General features: G+C 36.5%; 16 protein-coding genes and 3 tRNA genes. 13 read left to right on the forward strand and 6 right to left on the reverse strand.

Features of this window, described 5'->3' with window-relative positions; all coding sequences use genetic code 11:
* Positions 1-95 precede the first annotated feature (95 nt).
* The 3 genes from JML65_RS21290 to JML65_RS21300 form a co-directional block, all read right to left on the reverse strand.
* Positions 96-169 (reverse strand) — tRNA-Arg (locus JML65_RS21290).
* Positions 170-211: 42 nt separating this feature from the next.
* Positions 212-286 (reverse strand) — tRNA-Pro (locus JML65_RS21295).
* Between the two features lie 14 nt (positions 287-300).
* Positions 301-385: transfer RNA gene (locus tag JML65_RS21300), tRNA-Ser, on the reverse strand.
* Between the two features lie 135 nt (positions 386-520).
* Here JML65_RS21300 and JML65_RS21305 point away from each other — a divergent pair.
* From JML65_RS21305 to JML65_RS21340, 8 genes are all read left to right on the forward strand, one after another.
* Positions 521-1,546, forward strand: coding sequence for an N-acetylmuramoyl-L-alanine amidase (locus tag JML65_RS21305; RefSeq protein ID WP_202272061.1), 1,026 nt, complete (start codon positions 521-523; stop codon positions 1,544-1,546).
* A gap of 73 nt (positions 1,547-1,619) precedes the next feature.
* Positions 1,620-3,020, forward strand: a complete 1,401-nt coding sequence (aspA, locus tag JML65_RS21310; RefSeq protein WP_047494455.1) for an aspartate ammonia-lyase — start codon at positions 1,620-1,622, stop codon at positions 3,018-3,020.
* 78 nt (positions 3,021-3,098) lie between these two features.
* Complete coding sequence (locus JML65_RS21315) at positions 3,099-3,953, forward strand: glycosyltransferase (RefSeq protein WP_202272063.1); 855 nt, start codon at positions 3,099-3,101, stop codon at positions 3,951-3,953.
* 101 nt (positions 3,954-4,054) lie between these two features.
* Positions 4,055-5,101, forward strand: a complete 1,047-nt coding sequence (locus JML65_RS21320; RefSeq protein ID WP_202272065.1) for a hypothetical protein — start codon at positions 4,055-4,057, stop codon at positions 5,099-5,101.
* Positions 5,102-5,314: 213 nt separating this feature from the next.
* A complete protein-coding gene (locus JML65_RS21325) occupies positions 5,315-8,011 on the forward strand; it encodes a TonB-dependent receptor plug domain-containing protein (RefSeq protein WP_237390961.1) in 2,697 nt (898 codons plus the stop codon).
* A gap of 18 nt (positions 8,012-8,029) precedes the next feature.
* Complete coding sequence (locus tag JML65_RS21330) at positions 8,030-9,373, forward strand: DUF4876 domain-containing protein (RefSeq protein WP_084087854.1); 1,344 nt, start codon at positions 8,030-8,032, stop codon at positions 9,371-9,373.
* Positions 9,363-10,952: a DUF6850 family outer membrane beta-barrel protein gene (locus tag JML65_RS21335; RefSeq protein ID WP_202272067.1), complete on the forward strand. Its 1,590-nt coding sequence runs from the start codon at positions 9,363-9,365 to the stop codon at positions 10,950-10,952. The genes JML65_RS21330 and JML65_RS21335 overlap by 11 nt, the downstream gene beginning before the upstream one ends.
* Before the next feature lies 1 nt (position 10,953).
* Complete coding sequence (locus JML65_RS21340; protein ID WP_202272069.1) at positions 10,954-12,096, forward strand: cytochrome-c peroxidase; 1,143 nt, start codon at positions 10,954-10,956, stop codon at positions 12,094-12,096.
* A 162-nt stretch (positions 12,097-12,258) separates the two neighbouring features.
* Here the strand turns inward: JML65_RS21340 and JML65_RS21345 are convergent, their stop codons facing one another.
* From JML65_RS21345 to JML65_RS21355, 3 genes are all read right to left on the reverse strand, one after another.
* Complete coding sequence (locus JML65_RS21345) at positions 12,259-13,737, reverse strand: lipopolysaccharide biosynthesis protein (RefSeq protein WP_202272071.1); 1,479 nt, start codon at positions 13,735-13,737, stop codon at positions 12,259-12,261.
* A gap of 9 nt (positions 13,738-13,746) precedes the next feature.
* Positions 13,747-14,541, reverse strand: coding sequence for an FkbM family methyltransferase (locus JML65_RS21350; protein WP_047494474.1), 795 nt, complete (start codon positions 14,539-14,541; stop codon positions 13,747-13,749).
* A gap of 328 nt (positions 14,542-14,869) precedes the next feature.
* On the reverse strand, positions 14,870-15,532 hold the full coding sequence (locus JML65_RS21355) for a DUF2461 domain-containing protein (protein WP_202272073.1): 663 nt from the start codon (positions 15,530-15,532) through the stop codon (positions 14,870-14,872).
* Between the two features lie 168 nt (positions 15,533-15,700).
* On the opposite strand from JML65_RS21355, the gene JML65_RS21360 reads away from it, so the two are divergent.
* The 5 genes from JML65_RS21360 to JML65_RS21380 all read left to right on the forward strand — a co-directional run bounded on the left by JML65_RS21360 (position 15,701) and on the right by JML65_RS21380 (position 21,049).
* Positions 15,701-15,883 carry a bacteriocin-like protein gene (locus JML65_RS21360; protein WP_047494478.1) on the forward strand — a complete coding sequence of 61 codons (183 nt, stop codon included), beginning with the start codon at positions 15,701-15,703 and terminating at the stop codon, positions 15,881-15,883.
* A gap of 421 nt (positions 15,884-16,304) precedes the next feature.
* Positions 16,305-18,020: a DEAD/DEAH box helicase gene (locus JML65_RS21365; RefSeq protein ID WP_047494481.1), complete on the forward strand. Its 1,716-nt coding sequence runs from the start codon at positions 16,305-16,307 to the stop codon at positions 18,018-18,020.
* 152 nt (positions 18,021-18,172) lie between these two features.
* Positions 18,173-18,811 (forward strand): DUF47 domain-containing protein, encoded by a 639-nt coding sequence (locus JML65_RS21370; protein WP_042723220.1) that lies wholly within the window; start codon positions 18,173-18,175, stop codon positions 18,809-18,811.
* Positions 18,812-18,833: 22 nt separating this feature from the next.
* Positions 18,834-19,976: an inorganic phosphate transporter gene (locus JML65_RS21375; protein ID WP_047494485.1), complete on the forward strand. Its 1,143-nt coding sequence runs from the start codon at positions 18,834-18,836 to the stop codon at positions 19,974-19,976.
* 101 nt (positions 19,977-20,077) lie between these two features.
* Entirely contained in the window at positions 20,078-21,049 is a 972-nt protein-coding gene (locus JML65_RS21380; protein WP_047494488.1) for a polyprenyl synthetase family protein, read from the forward strand.
* Positions 21,050-21,116: the final 67 nt, after the last annotated feature.

The following is a 21,116-nucleotide window of genomic DNA, read 5'->3' on the forward strand; positions in this document are numbered from 1 at the left end:
ATTTTTCTAAGGATTGAGAATAAAGTATATAGCAGCAGCAACACATGAAACTAATATAAAACAAAAAACTCACAATAAAAATTGTGAGTTCGTTGTGAGCGCGAAAGGATTCGAACCTTTGACCGTCTGCTTAGAAGGCAGATGCTCTATCCAGCTGAGCTACGCACCCTTAAAAGTTGATTTTGCTTATCGAATAAGCTTCATTAAAAAGTCGGGGCGGCAGGATTCGAACCTGCGACCTCCTGGTCCCAAACCAGGCGCGATGACCGGACTACGCTACGCCCCGAGATATATAGAGTGCGGAGGGTAAGGGATTCGAACCCTTGCGACACTTTCGCGTCGACAGTTTAGCAAACTGCTCCATTAACCACTCTGGCAACCCTCCTTTTTGTTTATTTTTTAATGATCGTTGTTCCGTTATTGCGAGTGCAAATATAGAATAGATTTCTTTATTTACCAAATAAAATTCAAGAAAAATTTATGTATTTTTGAAGTAATAAATCATTAAAAAACTGAACAAATGCGTAAGACATTATATATCATCGGATTAAGCACTTTTGTTTTTTCATGTACTTCTCAGCAAAATGTGAAAAAAAATACTTACAAACCGAAAACCCCCGTATCACAGCCTAAACCGGTCGTTAAAACAACAAGTCCGGAAGCTCCAAAACCAAAAATTGTTTCTGACCGTGGGGTAGATTTTTTTACGACTAATATAGCAGACCCTGCAAAAAATGATAATACGGCAAGTTACGGTTCAATTGTTTCTGCAAAACCGGCTGGATATAAAGTGGTAAAGACTTATTTCCCTGCTATTGCACAAAATTTCAGACAACGTTACTTAATATTACATTATACAGCACTTCCGGATGATAAGTCGATTACAGTGCTTACCCAGCAAGCTGTAAGTTCACATTATCTGGTAAACAATACCGGAGATAACGAGATTTATCAGCTGGTAGATGAAAACAAACGTTCTTATCATGCAGGAGTAAGTGCATGGAGAAATGATAAAAACCTTAACGATACCTCCATAGGAATAGAGATTGTAAATGCCGGATACACTACAGATGCAACCGGGAAAAGAATATTTGCAACATTCAGTGATGAGCAGGTGAGAAAAGTAGCTGCTTTGGCAAAAGACATTGTGACCAGATATCAGATTCCGGCCACCAATGTGCTGGCTCATTCGGATATCGCACCTACCAGAAAACAGGATCCGGGACCTATGTTTCCATGGAAAAAGCTTTATGATGAGTATCAGTTGGGAATGTGGTATGATGAAACGGCAAAACAGAATTTATTCAGTATTGCACAGGCAGATTTTGCAACAAAATACATTGATCCTACTTTTATTTTCCAGACCCAGACGGCATTGCAGAAATTTGGTTACGCTTTAGATCTTAGCGGAAAATGGGATGATGCAACCAAGAAAACAATTGAAGCTTTCCAGTACCATTACCGTCCTCAAAATTATGACGGAATTATGGACGCTGAAACATGGTCTATACTTCAGGCATTAATTCAAAAATATCCCGTAAAATAAAGTCAAATTAAAACGCATCGTTTAGATGCGTTTTTGCTATCTTTAAACCATCAAAAACAGTAAAATATCTGTAATGGAAAATTTCAGGAAAGAGAGCGATCTGTTAGGGGAACTGAATGTACCTTTAGACGCTTATTATGGGGTTCAGACACAAAGAGCAATCAACAATTTTAAAATTTCGGGGCAGCTTTTGTCTTCATACCCGGATTTTATTAAAGGCTTAGCTTTTGTAAAAAAAGCAGCGGCAAAAACCAATTATGAATTGGGACTTCTTGATGAAAGCCTATATTTCAAAATAGCAGAAGCTTGTGATGAAATTGTTGGTGGGAAATATCATGATCAGTTTCCGGTAGATATGATCCAGGGCGGAGCAGGAACTTCAATCAATATGAATGCGAATGAAGTAATTGCTAACATCGTGTTGGAAAAGTTAGGAAAAAATAAAGGAGAATATGAATTCTGCTCTCCAAATGATCATATTAACCTTTCCCAATCCACCAATGATGCCTATCCTACAGCCATTAAAATGGGATTATTGCACATGAATATCGGTCTGGTAGAAAGACTAGAGAAAATTGTAGCAGCTTTCCGTGCTAAAGGAGTTGAATTCCAGGATGTCATCAAAATGGGACGTACTCAGCTTCAGGATGCTGTACCCATGACTTTGGGTCAGGAATTTGAAGCCTATGCAGCTACGCTGGAAGAAGATATCTCCAAATTGAATAACAATGCCAGTCTTTTTGTAGAGGTCAATATGGGGGCTACAGCAATTGGAACAGGTTTAAATGCTCCGGTAGGCTATGCAACCCTTTGTGCTAAGAATTTAGCTCAGATTACCGGGTTCCCGGTTATTTCGGCACCGGATCTTGTAGAAGCTACACCGGATACAGGTTCTTATGTGATTTATTCATCAGCAACGAAACGTCTTGCTGTGAAGTTGTCAAAAATATGTAACGATTTAAGATTACTTTCCTCAGGACCAAGAGCTGGTCTTTTTGAAATCAACCTTCCTCCAATGCAGCCTGGATCATCCATTATGCCAGGTAAAGTAAATCCTGTTATTCCGGAAGTTGTGAATCAGGTATGCTTTAAAGTATTTGGAAATGATCTTACCGTAACATTTGCCGCAGAAGCAGGACAATTACAGCTTAACGTAATGGAACCGGTACTTTCCCATGCAATCATGGAGAATATCAATTTCCTTTGCAATGCTTTGGATACACTTCGTGATAAGTGTGTAGTAGGAATTACTGCCAATAAAGAAGTGTGCTTAAATATGGTAAAACACAGCATCGGTATCGTAACAGCACTTAACCCATATATAGGTTATAAGCAGTCTACAGAGATCGCTAAAGAAGCATTATCCTCCGGAAACAGCGTTTATAATCTTGTTTTGGAGAAAGGAATTCTTTCTCAGGAAAAATTAGATGAAATTCTGGATCCGAAAAATATGCTGAAACCGCATAACAAATAATATCAATCAATAAGTGATAAATGATTGCGATTGTTTCACATCATTTATCACTTATTATTCATTTTTTATAAAATAGTAGTGAGGTTTTTAATCATCATTCCTGCCCATAACGAAGAAAATAATCTTTCATTTACTTTGGATTCTTTACAGCAGCAAAGCAGTAAAGATTTTAAAGTCGTTGTGGTTAATGACGGTTCCACGGACCGTACTGCTGAGGTCATCCGGAAATATACGGAGACTGACCCACGCTTTGAAACCATTAATCTTCAAAAATCTGAGCATCAGCCGGGCTCTAAAGTGGTTCATGCTTTTAAAAACGGTTTGCAGAAACAATCTATGGATGATTTTGATATCATCTGTAAATTTGATGCAGATATTATTCTTCCTGAAAATTATCTGGGAACACTGGAAACAGCCTTTGCCGCTAATCCTGCTTATGGATTGGTAGGTGGCTTACTGTATATGGAGAAAGACGGACACTGGATATATGAAGGAAACTCCAACAAAAATCATGTAAGAGGCCCTATGAAGGCTTACCGAAAAGAATGTTTTATTCAGATCGGTGGCTTAAGGGAAACATTAGGCTGGGATAATATAGATTCTATACTTCTTGATAACCTTGGATGGAAGGAAGTAGTTCTTCCGGAGCTTCAGGTTAAACTTATTAAAGTGAAAGGAGCTGATTATACCATACGGCCCGCCGATTACTATGGGAGATATTTTTATTTTCTGGGTTTAAACAGATTCCTTGCCTATATTGCTTCCTCCAAAGAGGCGATGAAAAGTAAGTCGCCATCATTTTTCTTTGATATTATTTCATCTTACGAAAACTGCAGATCAAAAAAAATGGAGCTGAAGATCACAAAAGAAGAACAGAAAGCCGTAAATGATCAGCGTTGGAAAATGCTGAAAAAGAAATGGCTTAAAATGTAAAGTAAAAAGATATATTCAATAGAAACAGGATATAGCCTGTGTAATAAAAAAAGGAAAAATCACCCGGTTTAGCTAAAACCTAAAAAGATCTCCAGCAATTCATGAAAAAAATAGCCTATATAGAAATTGATACCCACGCAGAAATAGCACAGGCTTTCATGGATATCATGAGGGATACTAAGGATTTTACCGTAGATTATTATTTTTCAAAAAAAATTAAGGACCAGATCAGTAAAAATGATGAGGCTGTATTTCTGTCAGACAGCTCTATGATCTTAGACCAATTGAAGGATAAAGGATATGATCTGATTATTATTGGAACGGTTCACCGTTTTTTTAATACATTTTTGGCCATAACAAAGAAATACAATACAGCAGTTATTGCTCACAATCTCAATTTTAGCAAAGCCTCAAAGCTGGATCTGGTAAAAAGTGTCTTTAAAAAAGATGTGATTTACAGGCTCAAGTTATGGCTGAAAGAAGGATTGTTCTATTCTTCTAAAGTATATCAGACCTCAGGAACGCTTTTGGTCTTGGATGAGGCTATGAGCTCCGAAAAATATCAGTTTTTACCCCTTTTTTATACAAAGGATTATCGTGCTGCTGAAAACCAGGATAGGGTTGTTGTTATTCCCGGTGGTGTATCGCAGAAAAGAAGAGACTACCGTTATATTTTTAAAACAATTCAACATTCTGAAACCAACAAACCCTGCGAATTTGTATTCCTTGGAAAAGCAAAAGACAGTGAATTAAAAGAGTTGGGAAAACTGTCGCAAAAATTACCGGAAAATATCCGCATTACTTATTTTTCAGAAAGAGTTTCTGCTGAAGATTTTGAAAAATGGATGCAGAAAGCAGATGTCCTTTGGTGTCCTATTCAAGAACACACTGAATTCTTCAGCCTAAAAGAAACCTACGGAGTCACAAAAATGACGGGTAATCTAGGGGATGCTGTAGCCTACGGAAAATGGGCTGTTTTTCCTTCCGGTTATCCCTCAAAACTCGATTTTATTATTCCTGAAAAAGAAAATATTCTGAACCAGCTGAATGAACTTACGCATCTTCATTTTGATTTTCAGAAATATTATAACAAAATAGAAATTCAGAAAAAAACAGAACAAATTTTATTCAGGCTTATTTCTAAATAACCCGATCTGGTAACAATATTTGCATACAAAAAGAAGCTCTCACTTACGGTAGAGCTTCTTTTTTAGTATATAATATGGTTTTTCACGGCGCAGTGTATTAATTGATTAAATCGAATTTTTTTATTATAATTATTGCAGAAATGATAAATTTCAATGTTTAATTATTTTTATTTAGAAAAATTATAAATAACTTCGCGCTCTAATTATAAAAAATTGAAACGAATTGTATTAAGCGCAGCCCTATTTATAGGGTCTGTTACGATTTTATATGGTCAGGAGAGGAAGATTGACCTGAATGCCGGGACTTTTGAAGTTAAGAAATGCGGAATGATCTATGCCAATAAAAATGATATTACCTACACCGGTGGATGTGAAATCATTATAAAGCAACCTGGGCAAGCTCCTAAAACTATTTTTTTAAAGAAGAATGAAAAACTTGTTGTTAAAGACAAGAAAGCGGCGATAGTATACACAGATGTTGTTTCAGATATTAGAATAGATGGAATAGAACTTACCGCGAAAAAGAAAAACTTCTCTGAAATAGAAATCAAGCAGGAGGCTCTTCAGAATATACAGTCATTTTCTATTGGTGATGTCCTTCAGCAATTGCCGGGACAGTATATACAGCCTTTTGATAATGCAAAATTTAAAAATATAGTCTTTCGTACAGCGAGTGGAGCTTCGATAACATCGAGTTCTACTTCCTTAAGCGGAGATGAGGCCGGAAACAAAGCTTTTGGGGTACAGGTGATGGTGAATGACATTGCATTGTCTAATAATGAAAATATGCAAAGCTATAATTCTGCCTATGGCTCACCATTCGGAATCGGTTTTACCACGACAGCCGGAAAATCAGGTACTTTGACTCCGGCACAACCCAATTTTGGAGTTGACCTGCGTGAAATTCCCACAGAAAATATTGAAAGTATAGAAGTCATCCAGGGAATTCCTGATGCTAAATACGGAGATCTGACTTCCGGGCTGATTAAGGTAACCACATTTGCCAAAAGATCTCCTCTGCGTCTGGATGCCTCCATTAGGGAAGGGACCTATCAGCTGGGGCTTACCCGGGGATTTTCTCTGAAAAATGATCAGGCCCTGAATGTGTCAGCAGACTATATGAATTCTATTGTTGATCCCAGGACAAGCCTGGTAGGCTATGATAGATTTAGCAGTAATATTCTTTGGGGAATTAATACATCCAACATAAAAAATAAACTTTCTTTTGCTTTCTCTCAAAATACGAGTAATGGGAAAAAAGATCCTGACGATCTTCAGGGCATTGTACTCAGCAGTAAGAATAAGAGCTTTTCATTAAGTAATAATTTTAAATATGTTTTTAAAGGCAATAAAAAAATATTTAGAAGTATTGGAGCCGATATGGGACTGAGCTATGCCACTCAGCTTACAGAAAGAAAGTATTTTCTGAATCAGGGAGCCCGCCCCTATGGTAATGCCATGGAAAATAGTGTCTACTACGCTCCTTATACTCCGCCAAGTTATGAAAACATGACCTACGTGGATGGAAAACCGATAAATGTTTACCTCAATGCAAGTGCTGATGGCGTATATGCTACCTCTAAAAAATGGGTTCATTCCTATTCTGCAGGATTTAATTTCAGATATGGAGACAACCTTGGAAAAGGAAAATATGGTACCGCCGGACAATTCTCAACGATTGCCTCTGCCGGAGGAACGGCAAACGGAGTAAGAGATTATAATTATCAGGATAATGTATTGGCTACTACTCAATATGCCTTTTATGTGCAGGATAATATTTTTAAAAGATTAAACAACAAACATGGAATAAGGGCTAACCTTGGATTGCGTTATGATATTCAAAATGGAAAATCAACCCTGTCTCCAAGAGTAAATACCTCATATCAGATGGGGGATCTTACCCTTCGTGCGGGAGTAGGACTGACATCCAAAGCTCCTTCACTGAACCAGCTGTATACAGGACCAAGGTATTTTGATATGCTATTGGGAGATTACCGTATTCCGGGGCATTATACCGTTGGAATTATGCAGACAGTGGTAACTCCGGGAGATAATGTAGATCTTAAACCTTCAAAAAGCTGGAAAACAGAATTTGGAATAGATTACAGACTGCCTTTTGCTACCATAAACCTAACCGGATATTACAATAAACTTTTTGATGGCTTCAGCACTATATCCGTAGCAAAAATGATGGATAAAGCCAAAGTGGAAATAACGGCAGTGGGAACTGATGTCCCTACTTTTGAAATCGTGGGTAAGGATACATTCTATTATTTACAAAACAGGATTACCAACGGTTATGAATCTACCGATAAAGGATTAGAGCTTATGGTATCTTTTAAAAAGATAGAAGCACTGAACCTGATAACAGGTTTTAATGCCTCTTACGTAAAAACGAAGAGTAAAAAGAATGAAGGTATACCGACAATAGCAGCCCTGCCTATTCCGGATCCTGCCTTTCAGTACGGACTGTATAATGATGCCTATTCTAATGCCAATATGGCAAGAGCCAGCTTTAGTTTTGATTACCACCTGCCATCTTCCGGATTGATTATAGGGCTCCGCACAGATCACTTTTTAATCGATGAAAGAATAACATTCGGCAGAAGTATTTACCCTATCGGATATATAGATTCGCAGCTTAACACTGTGATGATTCCGGAAGGAGAAAGAAGTGACCAGAAATATCAGACCCTTTTCAGAAAAGCCTCTGAAGAATCTTTATCCGGTTTGGGGAAGAAAACACTACACAATGTGCATCTTCGGGTTACAAAAGATTTCTTAAGCGGTTTCAGAATTTCCATATACGTCAACAATGTTTTCAACCTTAAGGCATACAATGAATACGGAACGCTTTATACCAACTTTAGCCCTGCATCTTTCGGAGCTAATATTTCATATAAATTTTAATAAAAGACTTTTTGTACTATGAAAAATATAATAACTTATTTGTTTTTACCTCTTCTTATACTTACAGGATGTAAAAGGGAAGATGATTTCGGTAGTGGAAGTGATCTTCAGCCAGTACCATTTACCATAGCAGCTAAATATGATGCAAAGCTGTCGGGTAAAGAAGCTGTGAATGCCAATATTATTCTGGAAAATACGTCTACGGGAGATAAAATTATTGGAAAAACCGATGTCAACGGAGAATTGAAATTTAATGCTATTCTTCCCGGAACCTATACCATTACTGCAGACATGACGATGTCTAAAGAGGATTATGAAGATACGTTTGAAATCCCTACGATCAATCCGGAAGTGTATTTCGGTGGAATGCAGGAAAAAGTTATTGTTAATGTCAATGTTTCTGCAGCCGTGATCACCCTTTCTTCAGGCAGGATAGAAGATCTTGTCATCAAGCAGGTGTATTATGCGGGTTCTTCCACCACGGAAGCGGCAAGTTTCAGAGACCATTTCCTGGAAATTTATAATAATTCTAACGAAATGATATATGCTGACGGTTTATATGTGGGACTTCTGGAGGGAAATACAAACAGTAATGTTACTTCGTATACTTTACCTAACGGGCAGTATGACTGGAGTAAATCCACAGGAAACACTATCGGAGGAAGTGCTAATACAGATTTTGTATATGCCAGTACCATCATCAGAGTTCCGGGAAGTGGAAAAGAGCATCCTATTCTTCCCGGGAAAAGCATTGTGATTGCACAGACAGCACTTAATCATAAAGCTCCGTATGATGATATTAAAGGACAGTCTGTGAGTATAAAAAAACCGGAAGAGACTATAGATCTTAGTGGAGCGGACTTTGAAACCTATCTTGGAGATTATTTTACAGCTAATGGAGGAACTCCTTATTTGTATGATATCCAGAATATAATGGTTCCGGATATGGAAATTGTGCATTGGGCACTGAATTCCAAGGATATGCTGCTGGGAGTTACTTCAAGACCTGCATTTATTGTTTTTAAAGCTACACCGGGTGAGATTGCTTCTTTTACAAAAGTACCGAGTCCTAAAAATTTAAATGGAGCATTGTTCGTAAGAATTCCTAAAGAGATTATTATTGATGGGGTAGATACTACAGATAAAGAGCAGAAAGCTCCGAAAGATTTACCGGTAAGTATCGATGCTACGAGAGCTTTCATAAAAAATGATGCAGGATCACCTTATCCGGACTACAGTTCTTATTCCATCATTCGTAAAACAAAAGAAATTATCAAAGGCAGAGTGGTTCTGATGGACACCAATAACTCACAAAATGACTTTACAACTATAAAAGCGAACCCAAGAGGAAATGCACAATAATTATAAAAATAGACTATCACTCAATACATGCCTAGTGGTACTTCTGTTGTTAATAGCGAATCAAAGCTTATTCTCCCAGGATACCAGGCTCGATAGTATCGATATCAGCACAGTAGAAAAAAATATCAGGCTGGAAAATCCATACCTGAGTTTCTTTCACCCATTGGATTTCTCTGCGACATCTTTTAATTATTCGGTTAATAAACAGGGATTTAAAAGAGTTCAGTCCCCTGAGAAATCCGAAGGTTTTAATTTCAATTCACAAGGTGTATTTCAGCTTTCTCCAAAGGTGGCGCTTTCCGGAAGGCTTAATGCTGTTCGGGAAAAAGAACACGCCGTTCCTTTTATCTTAACGGAAGAAAGAACCACCAATCAGTCCTTTATCCATAATCCGTCCTATTTTTATGCTCCACGGGCAGCAGATTGGTTGAAACAGGATTATAATATTTATGGAGTATTGGCATACAGACCTGTTAATTTTCTGATTACCCAGTTGGGAGTGGAGGGTAACTTTACAAAAGCGTATAGAGATGCTGATCCCCGCCCGAAAACAGACCATTATGTGTATAATATATTTTCAAAAATTGGTCTGAACTGGAAACAGCATAGCCTTTTTGCAAAAGGAAAATATTTTAATGATTATAGGGCAAACGACATTATGTACGTCAATTTGAATACCAATGTTCCTTCCAGTGACAGTGTATATATCCGTTATAATGAAGGGTATGGAAACCAGTACAAAGGAACCCTTTATTCTTCCACCGAGTATAAGTCTGACGGTTATATCTGGGGAGGGGAGTATGCATTCAATAACAGAAATATTCATTTCAGTGCCGGATATGATTATCAGTATTTTATTGAGCGGTTTTATAAAGTATATACTTATAAAGATACTGACAATCAGAATTACAGAGTTTATGATAAGTATTCAGGATTAAGAACTGATAAACACAGTGTGTATGCCAACTTTTTAGGGCGGTTTAATGGATATAACTGGGCTTCGAGATTTGATTTCTGGGATCAGCTGGATGATAATTTTAATTATGAACTTAAGTACAGAACTTACAGGCTGCATCAATACCAGCTGGGATGGAATAATAGTGTGAGTTGGTTTAATTCAAAAAATGAATCTCAGAAAATTCGTCTGGATCTGTTGTATGGACGGAATAATGTGAAGGATATTTCGGTTGTCCTGAACAGGGAGATTAATTATTTCCAATATTGTGCAGGATATGAAAAGGAATTCCGAATCAATGCTGATGATAAACTGGCAGTAGGAGTGGATCAGTATCTCTATCTTCCTGTTCATAAAAACTTTGTATACACTCCTTATGAAAGTAATAAAGAAAATATATTTGTACAGAAAATTGCTATTCCGGATTATGCTTATGATGCTTCTGAAAAGCTGGGGCTTACCCTTAATCTGAAGTATAAAATGAACAGAGGGAAGATCCGATATGAAATGGAAGGAGTTTTAACACAAAACTGGCTTGCTGCCAATGAGTATAAACAAGCGGTACCAGGCTATAATGGGAATGCGAACTTTATTGCTAGTTTTGCACTGAAAGTATTTTATTAAAATGAAGGAAAGATATCTGGCAATACTCGCTATTGCATCAGTGATGATAATGTCTGCCTACACTTCGAATGACCCCACAGGGTATACGGTTACAGAACTGCGCGAAATGTATGGAAGCGGAAATCAGGCTTTATGGCCTAAGCTCTCCCTTTTTGATGAGGCTAAAGAAGGATTTCAGGATATAGGAGCGCTCCCTAAAATGGAGTTTCCTGCAGATAATCCCTATTCTGAAGATAAAGCAGAATTGGGAAAAATGCTTTTTTTTGATCCGCGTTTATCAGGCTCCGGGCAGATTTCCTGTGCCAACTGTCATAATCCGGATCTGGGCTGGGCCGATGGTAGCAGGGTCTCTTTTGGTCATAACAGGCAGACCGGAACAAGAAATGCTCCTACTTTGGTGAATATAGGATATGCTAAAACTTTATTCTGGGATGGAAGAGCAATGACGCTGGAAGAACAGGTGAAATCTCCGATTGAAAATCCTGTAGAAATGAATCTTCACTATAAGCTGGCGACAAAAAATATACGTAAGATAAAAGGTTATAGAACCTATTTTGAAAAAGCATTCGGAACTAAGGATGTTACTGAAGACAGGATTTCCCAGGCGATTGCTACTTTTGAAAGAACGTTGGTGAGCCCTGCCTCCCGTTTTGATAAATTTATTGGAGGAAAGAAAAATGAACTTACCGATGCTGAGGTTAACGGACTTCATCTATTCCGTACTAAAGCGAATTGCATCAATTGCCACAACACCCCTTACTTTTCAGATCAGAAATTTCATAATCTCGGTCTTACGTATTATGGCAGAAAATATGAAGATCTTGGAAGGTATATGGAAACCCTGAAAAATGAAGATGTAGGGAAATTTAAAACACCTACCCTGAGAGAGGTTACAGACAATAAACCTTATATGCATAACGGTCTGTTTCCGGAACTAGCCAATGTTGTGATGATGTATAATGCTGGAATGGGAAGAGAAATACCTAAAGCCAATCAGGTGAACGATCCGAAATTCCCTCATAAATCAGGGATGATTGTCAAGCTGAACCTTACAGATGATGAGGTTTTTGATATCGTAGCTTTTTTGAAAACACTTAACAGCTATAAATATAAAATGAGGCCCCCTGAACTTCCCGCTCAATAACACGCAGAGATGCTGCATTCAGAAATAAATAAAAACGCTCCGGACGGAGCGTTTTTTGTTTTATATGATAGTATTGGACTTAATTGAAGTAGAAGATTGACATTCCTGATGCTGTAGCATTGTTTTAAGCTGTGCTGTATCTAAAATTATATCTTAGCCTTTCTATTTAAATTTGAAAACACTCTTAATAAACTTCATATTCAGATAATCTTCAATGGGGAATATCTTGGTGAAATAGTTTCCAATATAAATCAATATCAATACAACGGTTGGTTTATAAATCAGATTGATAAGATTGCTGTTGAAGTTAGGAAGAACAATAGCTACGGTAATTGCCAGAGTACAGATAATGGAAACGAAAATCATCTCAATAGTCAGAGGTGATACCTTAAACACGATATAATTAAAGATGATTTTAATGATATTGTAAACAGATAATGAAATAGCGGTAGATAGGGCAATTCCAATGAGTTTCAGATCTGTATTTTTTATGAAGTAATAATTTAGCCCAATGGTTAATCCTGCTAATAAAAGCATTACCAGAATATTGAATCGGTAATATTTTGAGAGAGAAATAATATTTCCATTGAAGCCGGTTGCCAGATCTATTAAAACGGCAGATCCCCAAATCCAGACTACAGGCTCATATTCTCTTAGCATAGTTCCGTTTTTTGGCATAAACTGAGTCAGGTAAGGAAATCCCACCATAATGCATGAGAATAATACTGCACCTAGAAAATATAAAGAGAGCGAGGTTTTTTTGTGAAACCTGTCCAGCTCTTCCATATCTCCGTCAGCAAGTGTTTTGTTGATAATAGGGGCCGAAATATTAAATAATCCCAACTGGGGAATAGAAATCAGTGAAATAAGGGCGTACAGTACAGAATAAATTCCTACCTCTTCCATTCCCATAAATTCACCAATCATAAAACTGTTGATGGCCAGGTAATTTCCGAAAGTCCCCAGAAACCCAAAAAAGCTGTAGTTGAAAAACTTTTTCCATAAATCATCTTTCTTAAAATAATCTGTATTAAAATCGAGATGTATTTTTTCAAGTTTGTTCGTGTAATAGATGTACCCAAAAAGCATTAAAGCAAAGATTCCGAAAAAGAAGGCAAAAGCAACTTTTTGAGAAAGGGCAAAATAATAAAATAAACAAAAAGCGCCCAGATTGGCTATTTTGGGAAATAGATTATCAAAGATATTGGAAACTACAATTCTTTTATAGTTGGAAGTGTACTTATTGAAGATAGCGCAGAACGAAAGAATCAAAATTAATGGAAGAATCATTTCTTTGATCTTCCATGCTTCCGAGTGTCTGAACTTCGGATAAAAGTAAGGCAGTACAAAAAACACTGCCGCAAAAATGAGAAAATTAACAAAAACAGTGAGCAGTGATAATGAAAGCATATTCTGCTTCTTACCGTCTTTTTCTACCGAGTGAAAAAACTTTACATTAGAATAAGAAATACCCAATACTACAAAAGGAACCAACATTTCGGCAGTAGGAAGGATATAGCGAAGTTTTCCGTAAAATTCAAAGTCATTGGGGAAAATGAATATTGCGGAAACCGTGCCCAGCAAAAAACCAATATAACCGATAATGGAATATTTGAAGCCTTGTCTCGCTACTACGCTCATAAAGTTGTTTTAAATGTTTTTAGGTATAAAAATAATATTGTTGATATACTGAGTTTTATTTTTTTCGTCACTTGTATTTTGCAGTAAAATATCCTCTGTAAGTGTTTGCAGTATAAAGCTGTCTCTGTTAAGATATTGAGCTTCATATCCCCAGCTTTGCACTTCAGAGATTTCATTCCATATAGGCGTTTGGTGGTGTCTTTGTTCCATTTCAACCATTAAGGTCGGTCGGAACTGTCTGATGGTTTCTTTTGCTCCCAGAAGAGTCTTTATCTCATTTCCTTCAACATCTATTTTGATGAAATCCAGTTTGTCAAAATGTTCCAGGGCAGCCCAATCATCCAATTTAATAACCTTCACTTTTTCAGTAAGGCTTTTCTCTTCCCCTTTTTCCTTATAAGAAGTATTTAAGGTTCCCCGGGAAGCAATTGTTTTTCCATTAATGACAGGAACTTTAAATTCAGCTGTCGTATTTTCGTCAGAAAGGGCCAACGGAAGAATCTGCATCGTGGGAAACAGTCTTTTAAGACGCTGATAAAGCTTTTTATTAGGTTCAAAAGCATAAATATGCTCATGATCCAACTTGTTTTCCAACTGATAAAGGAAAGTTCCTACATTCGCACCAATATCCAGAATTACAGCATTCTTTGGAAGGTATTCCTTGATCCATACCAGTTCCGGTTCTACATTGCGTTCCGAAAAATTATTTTTATTAAGATTGTTTAAGGTCTTAAAATATCTTTTTTTGTAGAAATTCGGACTTATATATTGTAGTTTTTCTGCAATTTTTTGGTATAAAGACATCCTTAGCTTTTTGACGAACAGCAAAGATAAGCAAAAATGTAAAACTTATCTTAAAAAATGTTAAATATAATAGGTTGATTTTCAGTGGGTAGTATTTCCGGATAGTTTTGAGGAAAAATGAGATATAACAGGTTTTTCCTTTGTCCGGGAGACTCCTCTGGCTAATAAACAGCTTGTTTTAAAGATTCTGGAACAGCATAAAATGATAAAGCATAGCTGTTTTTCTCCCCAATATTACCTGTAAGGCATATCAATGGGTGGTAAAGAGAATTTTGCAGTATCTGTAAGAATTTAACAGAACTGTTTTATCATGCAGTTTCCGGATTGGTTACACAAAAGGAGTGTTCAGAAAGTCATTAAAAGGTTTCATGAGGCTAAAGATCTTTGTCAGATTTTGCACCGCTTTTTTATCCAGTATTTCTTCATCTTTTAAATGGTAGAGTACGATAAAGTTTTTAAGTTTCAGATATTCTGCCATAGGATCTTCCTTTTCAAAACCCTGAGGAACTTTCTTAAGTTTATCATCCTGATCAAGTTCTGGAAAATGCTTTTTGAAATCTTTATGATTTAAAATTTTGAGAAAGTCATCACCATACAAAGAAACCTCCTTTCTTACTTCTTTCAAAACAGAAGATTCAGGCATATAGATTCCACCGGCTAGAAATGATTTCCCGGGTTCAATATGAAGATAATATCCTCCTTTCTGACTTCCTTTGCCCATTCCTAAAGAAGCTCCGAAGTTGGTTTTATATGGAACTTTATCTTTTGAAAACCTGGTGTCCCTGTAAATTCTGAACATGGCTTTTTTAGGATCTATTTTAGCCAGATTCTCATCAAAACCTGACATTTCTTTGATTAAATCTTCCAGGAAAGAAATCACATTCTCCTGTGATTCCGTATAGAGACTTTTGTTCTCATTGAACCATTCACGGTTATTGTTGTTGGTTAGCTTTTTTAGAAATGTAAGTGTTTCCGGTTGTATTGTATTCATTTTGTGAGGTTGGATTACTATGGGTTGTAAAGAAAGATGATCTGCCGATTTATTTTTAAACGAAGTTAAAAAATAAACTTGCGTTTACCAAAAATTAAACTGGAGTTCACGAGGCAGGGAATTTTATTTTTTAGCTTTGAGATACCAACTTATTACAACGTACATACTATGAAAAATCTGAAAAAAATCTCAAGAATGGATTTGAAAAAGTTACAGGGAGGAGCAGCTGCATACAGCTGTGGATCTTACTGCAGTAAAGTAGGAGAACAATGTGGAAATTATCTTTACGAGTGCTATTGTCAGGCACTTAATGGAGATCCTACATTTTTAAGATGCGTGCCTAATCATTAATTGTTAGAAAAGGTAACTTAAGGCTGTCTCAAAAGAAAGACAGCCTTTATTTTTAATCATTGTATTATTGAACTAAAATAATAATTAGAAGAGATTGAATGTTAAAGATAATTCCTGTTCTACTATAAAATACCCAATAGGCTTTTACCGATGGGTTCAAAATCATTTATGGGTAGAATAATGGAACTGTTGTATGGTGTATTTTTGAAAATTCATAAATAACACAGAAAAAATCAATCCAATTTAATAAAAAAAAATAATGTTTAACAAGTCTTTAACTTGAAGGGTGTTTTTTTAGATTTAATTTTCAAAAAATTAAAGAAATAGTAAAGGATTCTGAATTTAAGATTGTATATTTAAAACTTTATTCAAAAACAAGTCAAATATTTATTGTATCTTTGCAAAAATTTTAAAATAGTTAATGAATTTATTTACGGAAACCAATTTAAGTCCTGATATTCTTAAGGCAATTGGCGAACTGGGCTACGAAAGCCCAACAGAAATCCAAAAACAGACTATCCCTTTTATTCTTTCAGATATTCGCGACTTGATCGCACTTGCGCAAACAGGGACAGGCAAGACAGCAGCGTTTTCGCTTCCGATTTTGGATATGATTGACGATACGAGTCGCAAAATCCAATTATTGGTGCTTTGTCCGACACGGGAATTATGTCTTCAGATTTCTAAAGACATAAAGAATTACTCTAAGTACATGAAAGACATCAAAACCACAGCGGTGTATGGTGGAAGTAGTATTGTAGAGCAGATGAGATCTTTGAGGGATAAACCACAGATTATCGTGGGGACTCCGGGAAGAGTAATTGATCTTATCAACAGAAAAGCATTAGACTTTTCTGCTATTCATTGGTTGGTATTAGATGAAGCTGATGAAATGCTTTCTATGGGATTCAAAGACGAATTGGAAACCATCTTAAGCGAAACTCCGGAAACTAAACAGACTTTCTTATTCTCGGCAACGATGAATAAAGAAGTGGAAAGAATTTCCAAAAATTACCTTACAAAACCACACCGTATTTCAGTAGGTTCTATCAACGAAGTGAAGAAGAACATTACGCACGAATATTACGTGGTAGGTTACCGTCAGAAAAAAGAGGCATTGAAAAGATTGATCGATGCAAACCCTAATCAGTATTCCATTATCTTCTGTAGAACGAGAATGGAAACTCAGGAGGTTGCTGATTTCTTGATGCAGAATGGATATGCAGCAGATGCACTTCATGGAGACCTTTCTCAGGCGCAGAGAGATACGGTAATGAAGAAATTCAGATTGAAAAACATCGATATTCTTGTCGCTACAGACGTTGCAGCAAGAGGATTGGATGTAAACTCTCTGACTCACGTTATTCACTTCTCTTTACCTGATGATCCTGAAGTATTTGTTCACAGAAGTGGAAGAACAGGTAGAGCAGGAAAAGACGGTATTTCTATGGCCTTAATAAAGCCTGAAGAAAGCAGAAAGCTGAAGCAGATCAAATCTGCAACAAAGATTGAGATCAACGAAAAATTCATTCCTACAGGTGAGCAGATTATCAAAGCTCAGGTAGGTGGAGTTTTCGAAAAACTATTAACAGAACACGAAGATCTTTTTGCGTTTGATGATAGTCTGATTCCTGATCTAAGCAACTTTACAAAAGAAGAATTGGTGCACCAGTTGCTACAGTTCCAATTGAAAGATCTTGCTTTATATTACAAAGACAAACACGATCTTGTTGAGCAGAAATTGAGCAGCAGAGATGACGATTACTCAAGAAGAGACCGTGGTCGTGATAGAGACAGAGATCGTGGAAGAGACAGAGACAGCAGAGATAGCAGAGACAGAGATCGCGGAAGAGATAGAGACCGTGGTGGAAAGCCAAGAAGAAAAGATGAGAATATGGTAAGATTCTTCTTTAATCTTGGAAAGAAAGATCACTTGAAGAAGCTTGATGTTTTAGATATTATCAATCAGGCTACTGCTGGAGGAAAGACCAAGAAAAGAGCTGAAATTGGTGATATTGAAATCTTGGAAAAGTTCTCTTTCTTCGAAGTTGAGAAATCATTCAAAGACAATGTCCTAAGCAATATTCAGTCAATGAAGTTCAAAGGAAAAGATATGAGGGCTGAAGTGGCAAACTAAACCCTTATTGACACTATATAAAACCGGCAGTAATGCCGGTTTTTTTGTTTGATTATCAAATGGTAAGCGAATGTTAACAAAACTTAATGTTAGATAGTTTCAGGTCAAATCCTTTTTTAGGAAATTTGCACTCGAATTATAAATACTAAAAAATGGGAATTGGTAATATTTTCCACGCTTTTCAACCAAAGGATAAAATCTTTTTCGTGCTTTTTGAAAAAGTAACCGAAAATCTAGTTGCAATGTCTGAAGACTTCAACACAGGAATCAAAGATTTCGATCTTAATGATGACTCTATGTTGAAAAAAATGAGCGACTTTGAGCATAAAAATGATGAACTTACTCACGAGATCTTCGTAGAACTTGGGAAAAACTTCATTACTCCTTTTGACCGTGAAGATATTCACACTTTGGCAACAGGATTAGATGACATCGCCGATTACATCTACGCTTCTACAAAATATATCTTTTTGTACAAATCACCTGAGATGAAGGCTTATTCAGACTTCTCTTTGTTGATCCACAAAGCATGTCTTGAAATCCAGAATGCTATGAAAAACCTTAAAGGTTTCAAGAATATGGAGCAAGTAAAAGAAGCTTGTATCAAAGTAAACTCTATTGAGAATATTGCAGATGATTTACTGTCCAACTCAATGGTAGAATTGTTTGAAACCAATGATGCTATCAATATCATCAAAGTTTCATCTGTATTGAACTATCTTGAAATAGTAACTGATAAAGCAGAAGATGTTGCCAACACGATTGAGAACATCATGATTAAATACGCCTAAACAATACATAACATAGCAAAAAATGGAATTTCCTATTTTACTTACGGTTATTATTGCTTTAGCCTTAATTTTCGATTATATTAATGGTTTTCATGATGCAGCCAACTCAATTGCAACCATTGTTTCTACAAAAGTTTTAACTCCATTCCAGGCTGTACTTTGGGCAGCACTTTGGAACTTTGCCGCTTTTTTTATTGCTGCTTATATTATTGGAGAGTTTAAAATTGGTAATACAATTGCGAAAACGGTCAATGAGAATTTCATCAACCTTGAAGTTATATTTTCAGGTCTTGTAGCGGCTATTGCCTGGAACCTTTTGACATGGTGGTTTGGGATTCCTTCCTCATCATCACATACCTTAATTGGTGGGTTTCTGGGAGCTGCTTTAATGCATGCTTTTATGATGGATTATCACGATGTGGCAGCAGCTCAACCAGCTTTAGGCTTCTTTGAAACCTGTAAACATGCCTTACATCAGGTAACGACACAAAGTGTTGTGAAATTTGATAAAGTAATTCCTATCTTCTTGTTCATCTTCATGGCACCGATTATAGGGATGATTATCTCCATTATCATCACATTAATTATTGTTCATCTTTATAAAAAATCAAATCCACACAAAGCAGACCAATCTTTTAAAAGATTACAGTTGGCTTCTTCAGCTTTATTTAGCTTAGGACACGGTTTGAATGATGCACAGAAAGTAATGGGGATTATAGGAGCAGCATTGATTTATTATCATGTGGAGATGCTGCATGATCCTATTTATCTGAATATTCCTTCTGCAGGACGTTTTGATTACTTTGCACAACATTATCTTTGGGTTCCTTTGGTTTCCTTCCTGGCAATCGGTTTAGGTACTATGAGTGGTGGTTGGAAAATTATCAAAACAATGGGGACTAAAATTACAAAAGTAACCTCATTGGAAGGAGTAAGTGCAGAGACTGCAGGAGCAATCACGCTATTCATTACTGACCACTTTGGTATTCCTGTATCTACAACCCATACAATTACAGGTTCTATCATCGGAGTAGGATTAACGAAAAGAATTTCTGCGGTAAGATGGGGGATTACGGTAAGCTTACTTTGGGCTTGGGTACTTACAATTCCTATTTCAGCTATTGTAGCAGGAATTACCTATCTTTTAGTAAGTTTCTTATCTTAAGATAAAAATTAAAAAATCATATAAACTTTGTCCATAAGGGCAAAGTTTTTTGTTTTATAAAGCCCCGAAAAATCGTATTTTTGTTCAAATTATAAGAATTTATGGAATTTTTAGACAGATACCAGCAGATCGTTGGTGACGCCATCAATAAGTATACTTTTAAAGATAAGCCCAGAGAACTCTATGATCCGATGAATTACATCATTTCTCATGGAGGAAAACGTCTTCGTCCTATTATGGTACTGATGGCATGTGATCTGTTTGGAGGAGACCTGAAGGAGGCTATAAAGCCTGCTTTGGCTATAGAGTTTTTCCATAATTTCACACTGATCCATGATGATATTATGGATGAGGCTCCTTTAAGAAGAAATAAGCCCACCATCCATACGCTACATGGAATCAATGTAGGTATTCTTTCCGGAGACGGACTAATGCTTAAAGCCTATAAATTCTTTGAAGACCTGGAGCCTGAAATTTTTAAAGCCTGTATCAGAATTTTTACCCATACAGGACTTTTATTATGTGAAGGACAACAGTATGATATCAACTTTGAGACTCAGAAAGATGTGACTTTTGATGACTACATCAGAATGATTACTTATAAAACAGGAGTTCTGAGTGCTTCTTCTTTTGAGATCGGTGCATTGATTGCAAGAGCTGATTTTAAAGATGCCAAAGCTATTTTCAATTTCGGGAAACATATTGGGATTGCTTTCCAGATTATGGATGATTATCTTGATGTGTTCGGAGATCAGGCTCAGTTTGGTAAGAAACATGCGGGAGATATCTATGAAAATAAGAAGACGGTTCTTTATTTACTGGCAAAAGAACATGCCACGGAAGAAGAAAGAAAGGAACTGGATTACTGGTATTCTAAGAAGACAGATAACGTAGATAAAATCTATGGAGTTGAAAAGATCTTCAGAAGAACAAAAGTAGATGATAGAGCACTTCGTTTAATTGAGAAACACAATGAAATAGGGCAGAGCTATCTTCAGAAAATTGATATCCCTGAAGAAAAGAAGAAGCCGTTTATAGAATTGGCCAATTATTTGTTGAGAAGAGAAAGCTAAATAAGATTTTAGATAAGAGTTAGCAGGTGACAGGTTTCGTTAATAAGAACTTATTACCTGCTACCTA

The sequence above is a fragment of the Chryseobacterium sp. KMC2 genome, assembly GCF_016756935.1.
Lineage (GTDB): Bacteria > Bacteroidota > Bacteroidia > Flavobacteriales > Weeksellaceae > Chryseobacterium > Chryseobacterium rhizosphaerae.

Excerpts from the sequence above, each read along its gene's own strand:
- JML65_RS21305 (WP_202272061.1), top strand. The coding sequence starts at position 521 with ATGCGTAAGACATTATATATCATCGGATTAAGCACTTTTGTTTTTTCA.
- aspA (WP_047494455.1), top strand. The coding sequence starts at position 1,620 with ATGGAAAATTTCAGGAAAGAGAGCGATCTGTTAGGGGAACTGAATGTA.
- JML65_RS21320 (WP_202272065.1), top strand. The coding sequence starts at position 4,055 with ATGAAAAAAATAGCCTATATAGAAATTGATACCCACGCAGAAATAGCA.
- JML65_RS21330 (WP_084087854.1), top strand. The coding sequence starts at position 8,030 with ATGAAAAATATAATAACTTATTTGTTTTTACCTCTTCTTATACTTACA.
- JML65_RS21335 (WP_202272067.1), top strand. The coding sequence starts at position 9,363 with ATGCACAATAATTATAAAAATAGACTATCACTCAATACATGCCTAGTG.
- JML65_RS21340 (WP_202272069.1), top strand. The coding sequence starts at position 10,954 with ATGAAGGAAAGATATCTGGCAATACTCGCTATTGCATCAGTGATGATA.
- JML65_RS21345 (WP_202272071.1), bottom strand. The coding sequence starts at position 13,737 with ATGAGCGTAGTAGCGAGACAAGGCTTCAAATATTCCATTATCGGTTAT.
- JML65_RS21350 (WP_047494474.1), bottom strand. The coding sequence starts at position 14,541 with ATGTCTTTATACCAAAAAATTGCAGAAAAACTACAATATATAAGTCCG.
- JML65_RS21355 (WP_202272073.1), bottom strand. The coding sequence starts at position 15,532 with ATGAATACAATACAACCGGAAACACTTACATTTCTAAAAAAGCTAACC.
- JML65_RS21360 (WP_047494478.1), top strand. The coding sequence starts at position 15,701 with ATGAAAAATCTGAAAAAAATCTCAAGAATGGATTTGAAAAAGTTACAG.
- JML65_RS21365 (WP_047494481.1), top strand. The coding sequence starts at position 16,305 with ATGAATTTATTTACGGAAACCAATTTAAGTCCTGATATTCTTAAGGCA.
- JML65_RS21370 (WP_042723220.1), top strand. The coding sequence starts at position 18,173 with ATGGGAATTGGTAATATTTTCCACGCTTTTCAACCAAAGGATAAAATC.
- JML65_RS21375 (WP_047494485.1), top strand. The coding sequence starts at position 18,834 with ATGGAATTTCCTATTTTACTTACGGTTATTATTGCTTTAGCCTTAATT.
- JML65_RS21380 (WP_047494488.1), top strand. The coding sequence starts at position 20,078 with ATGGAATTTTTAGACAGATACCAGCAGATCGTTGGTGACGCCATCAAT.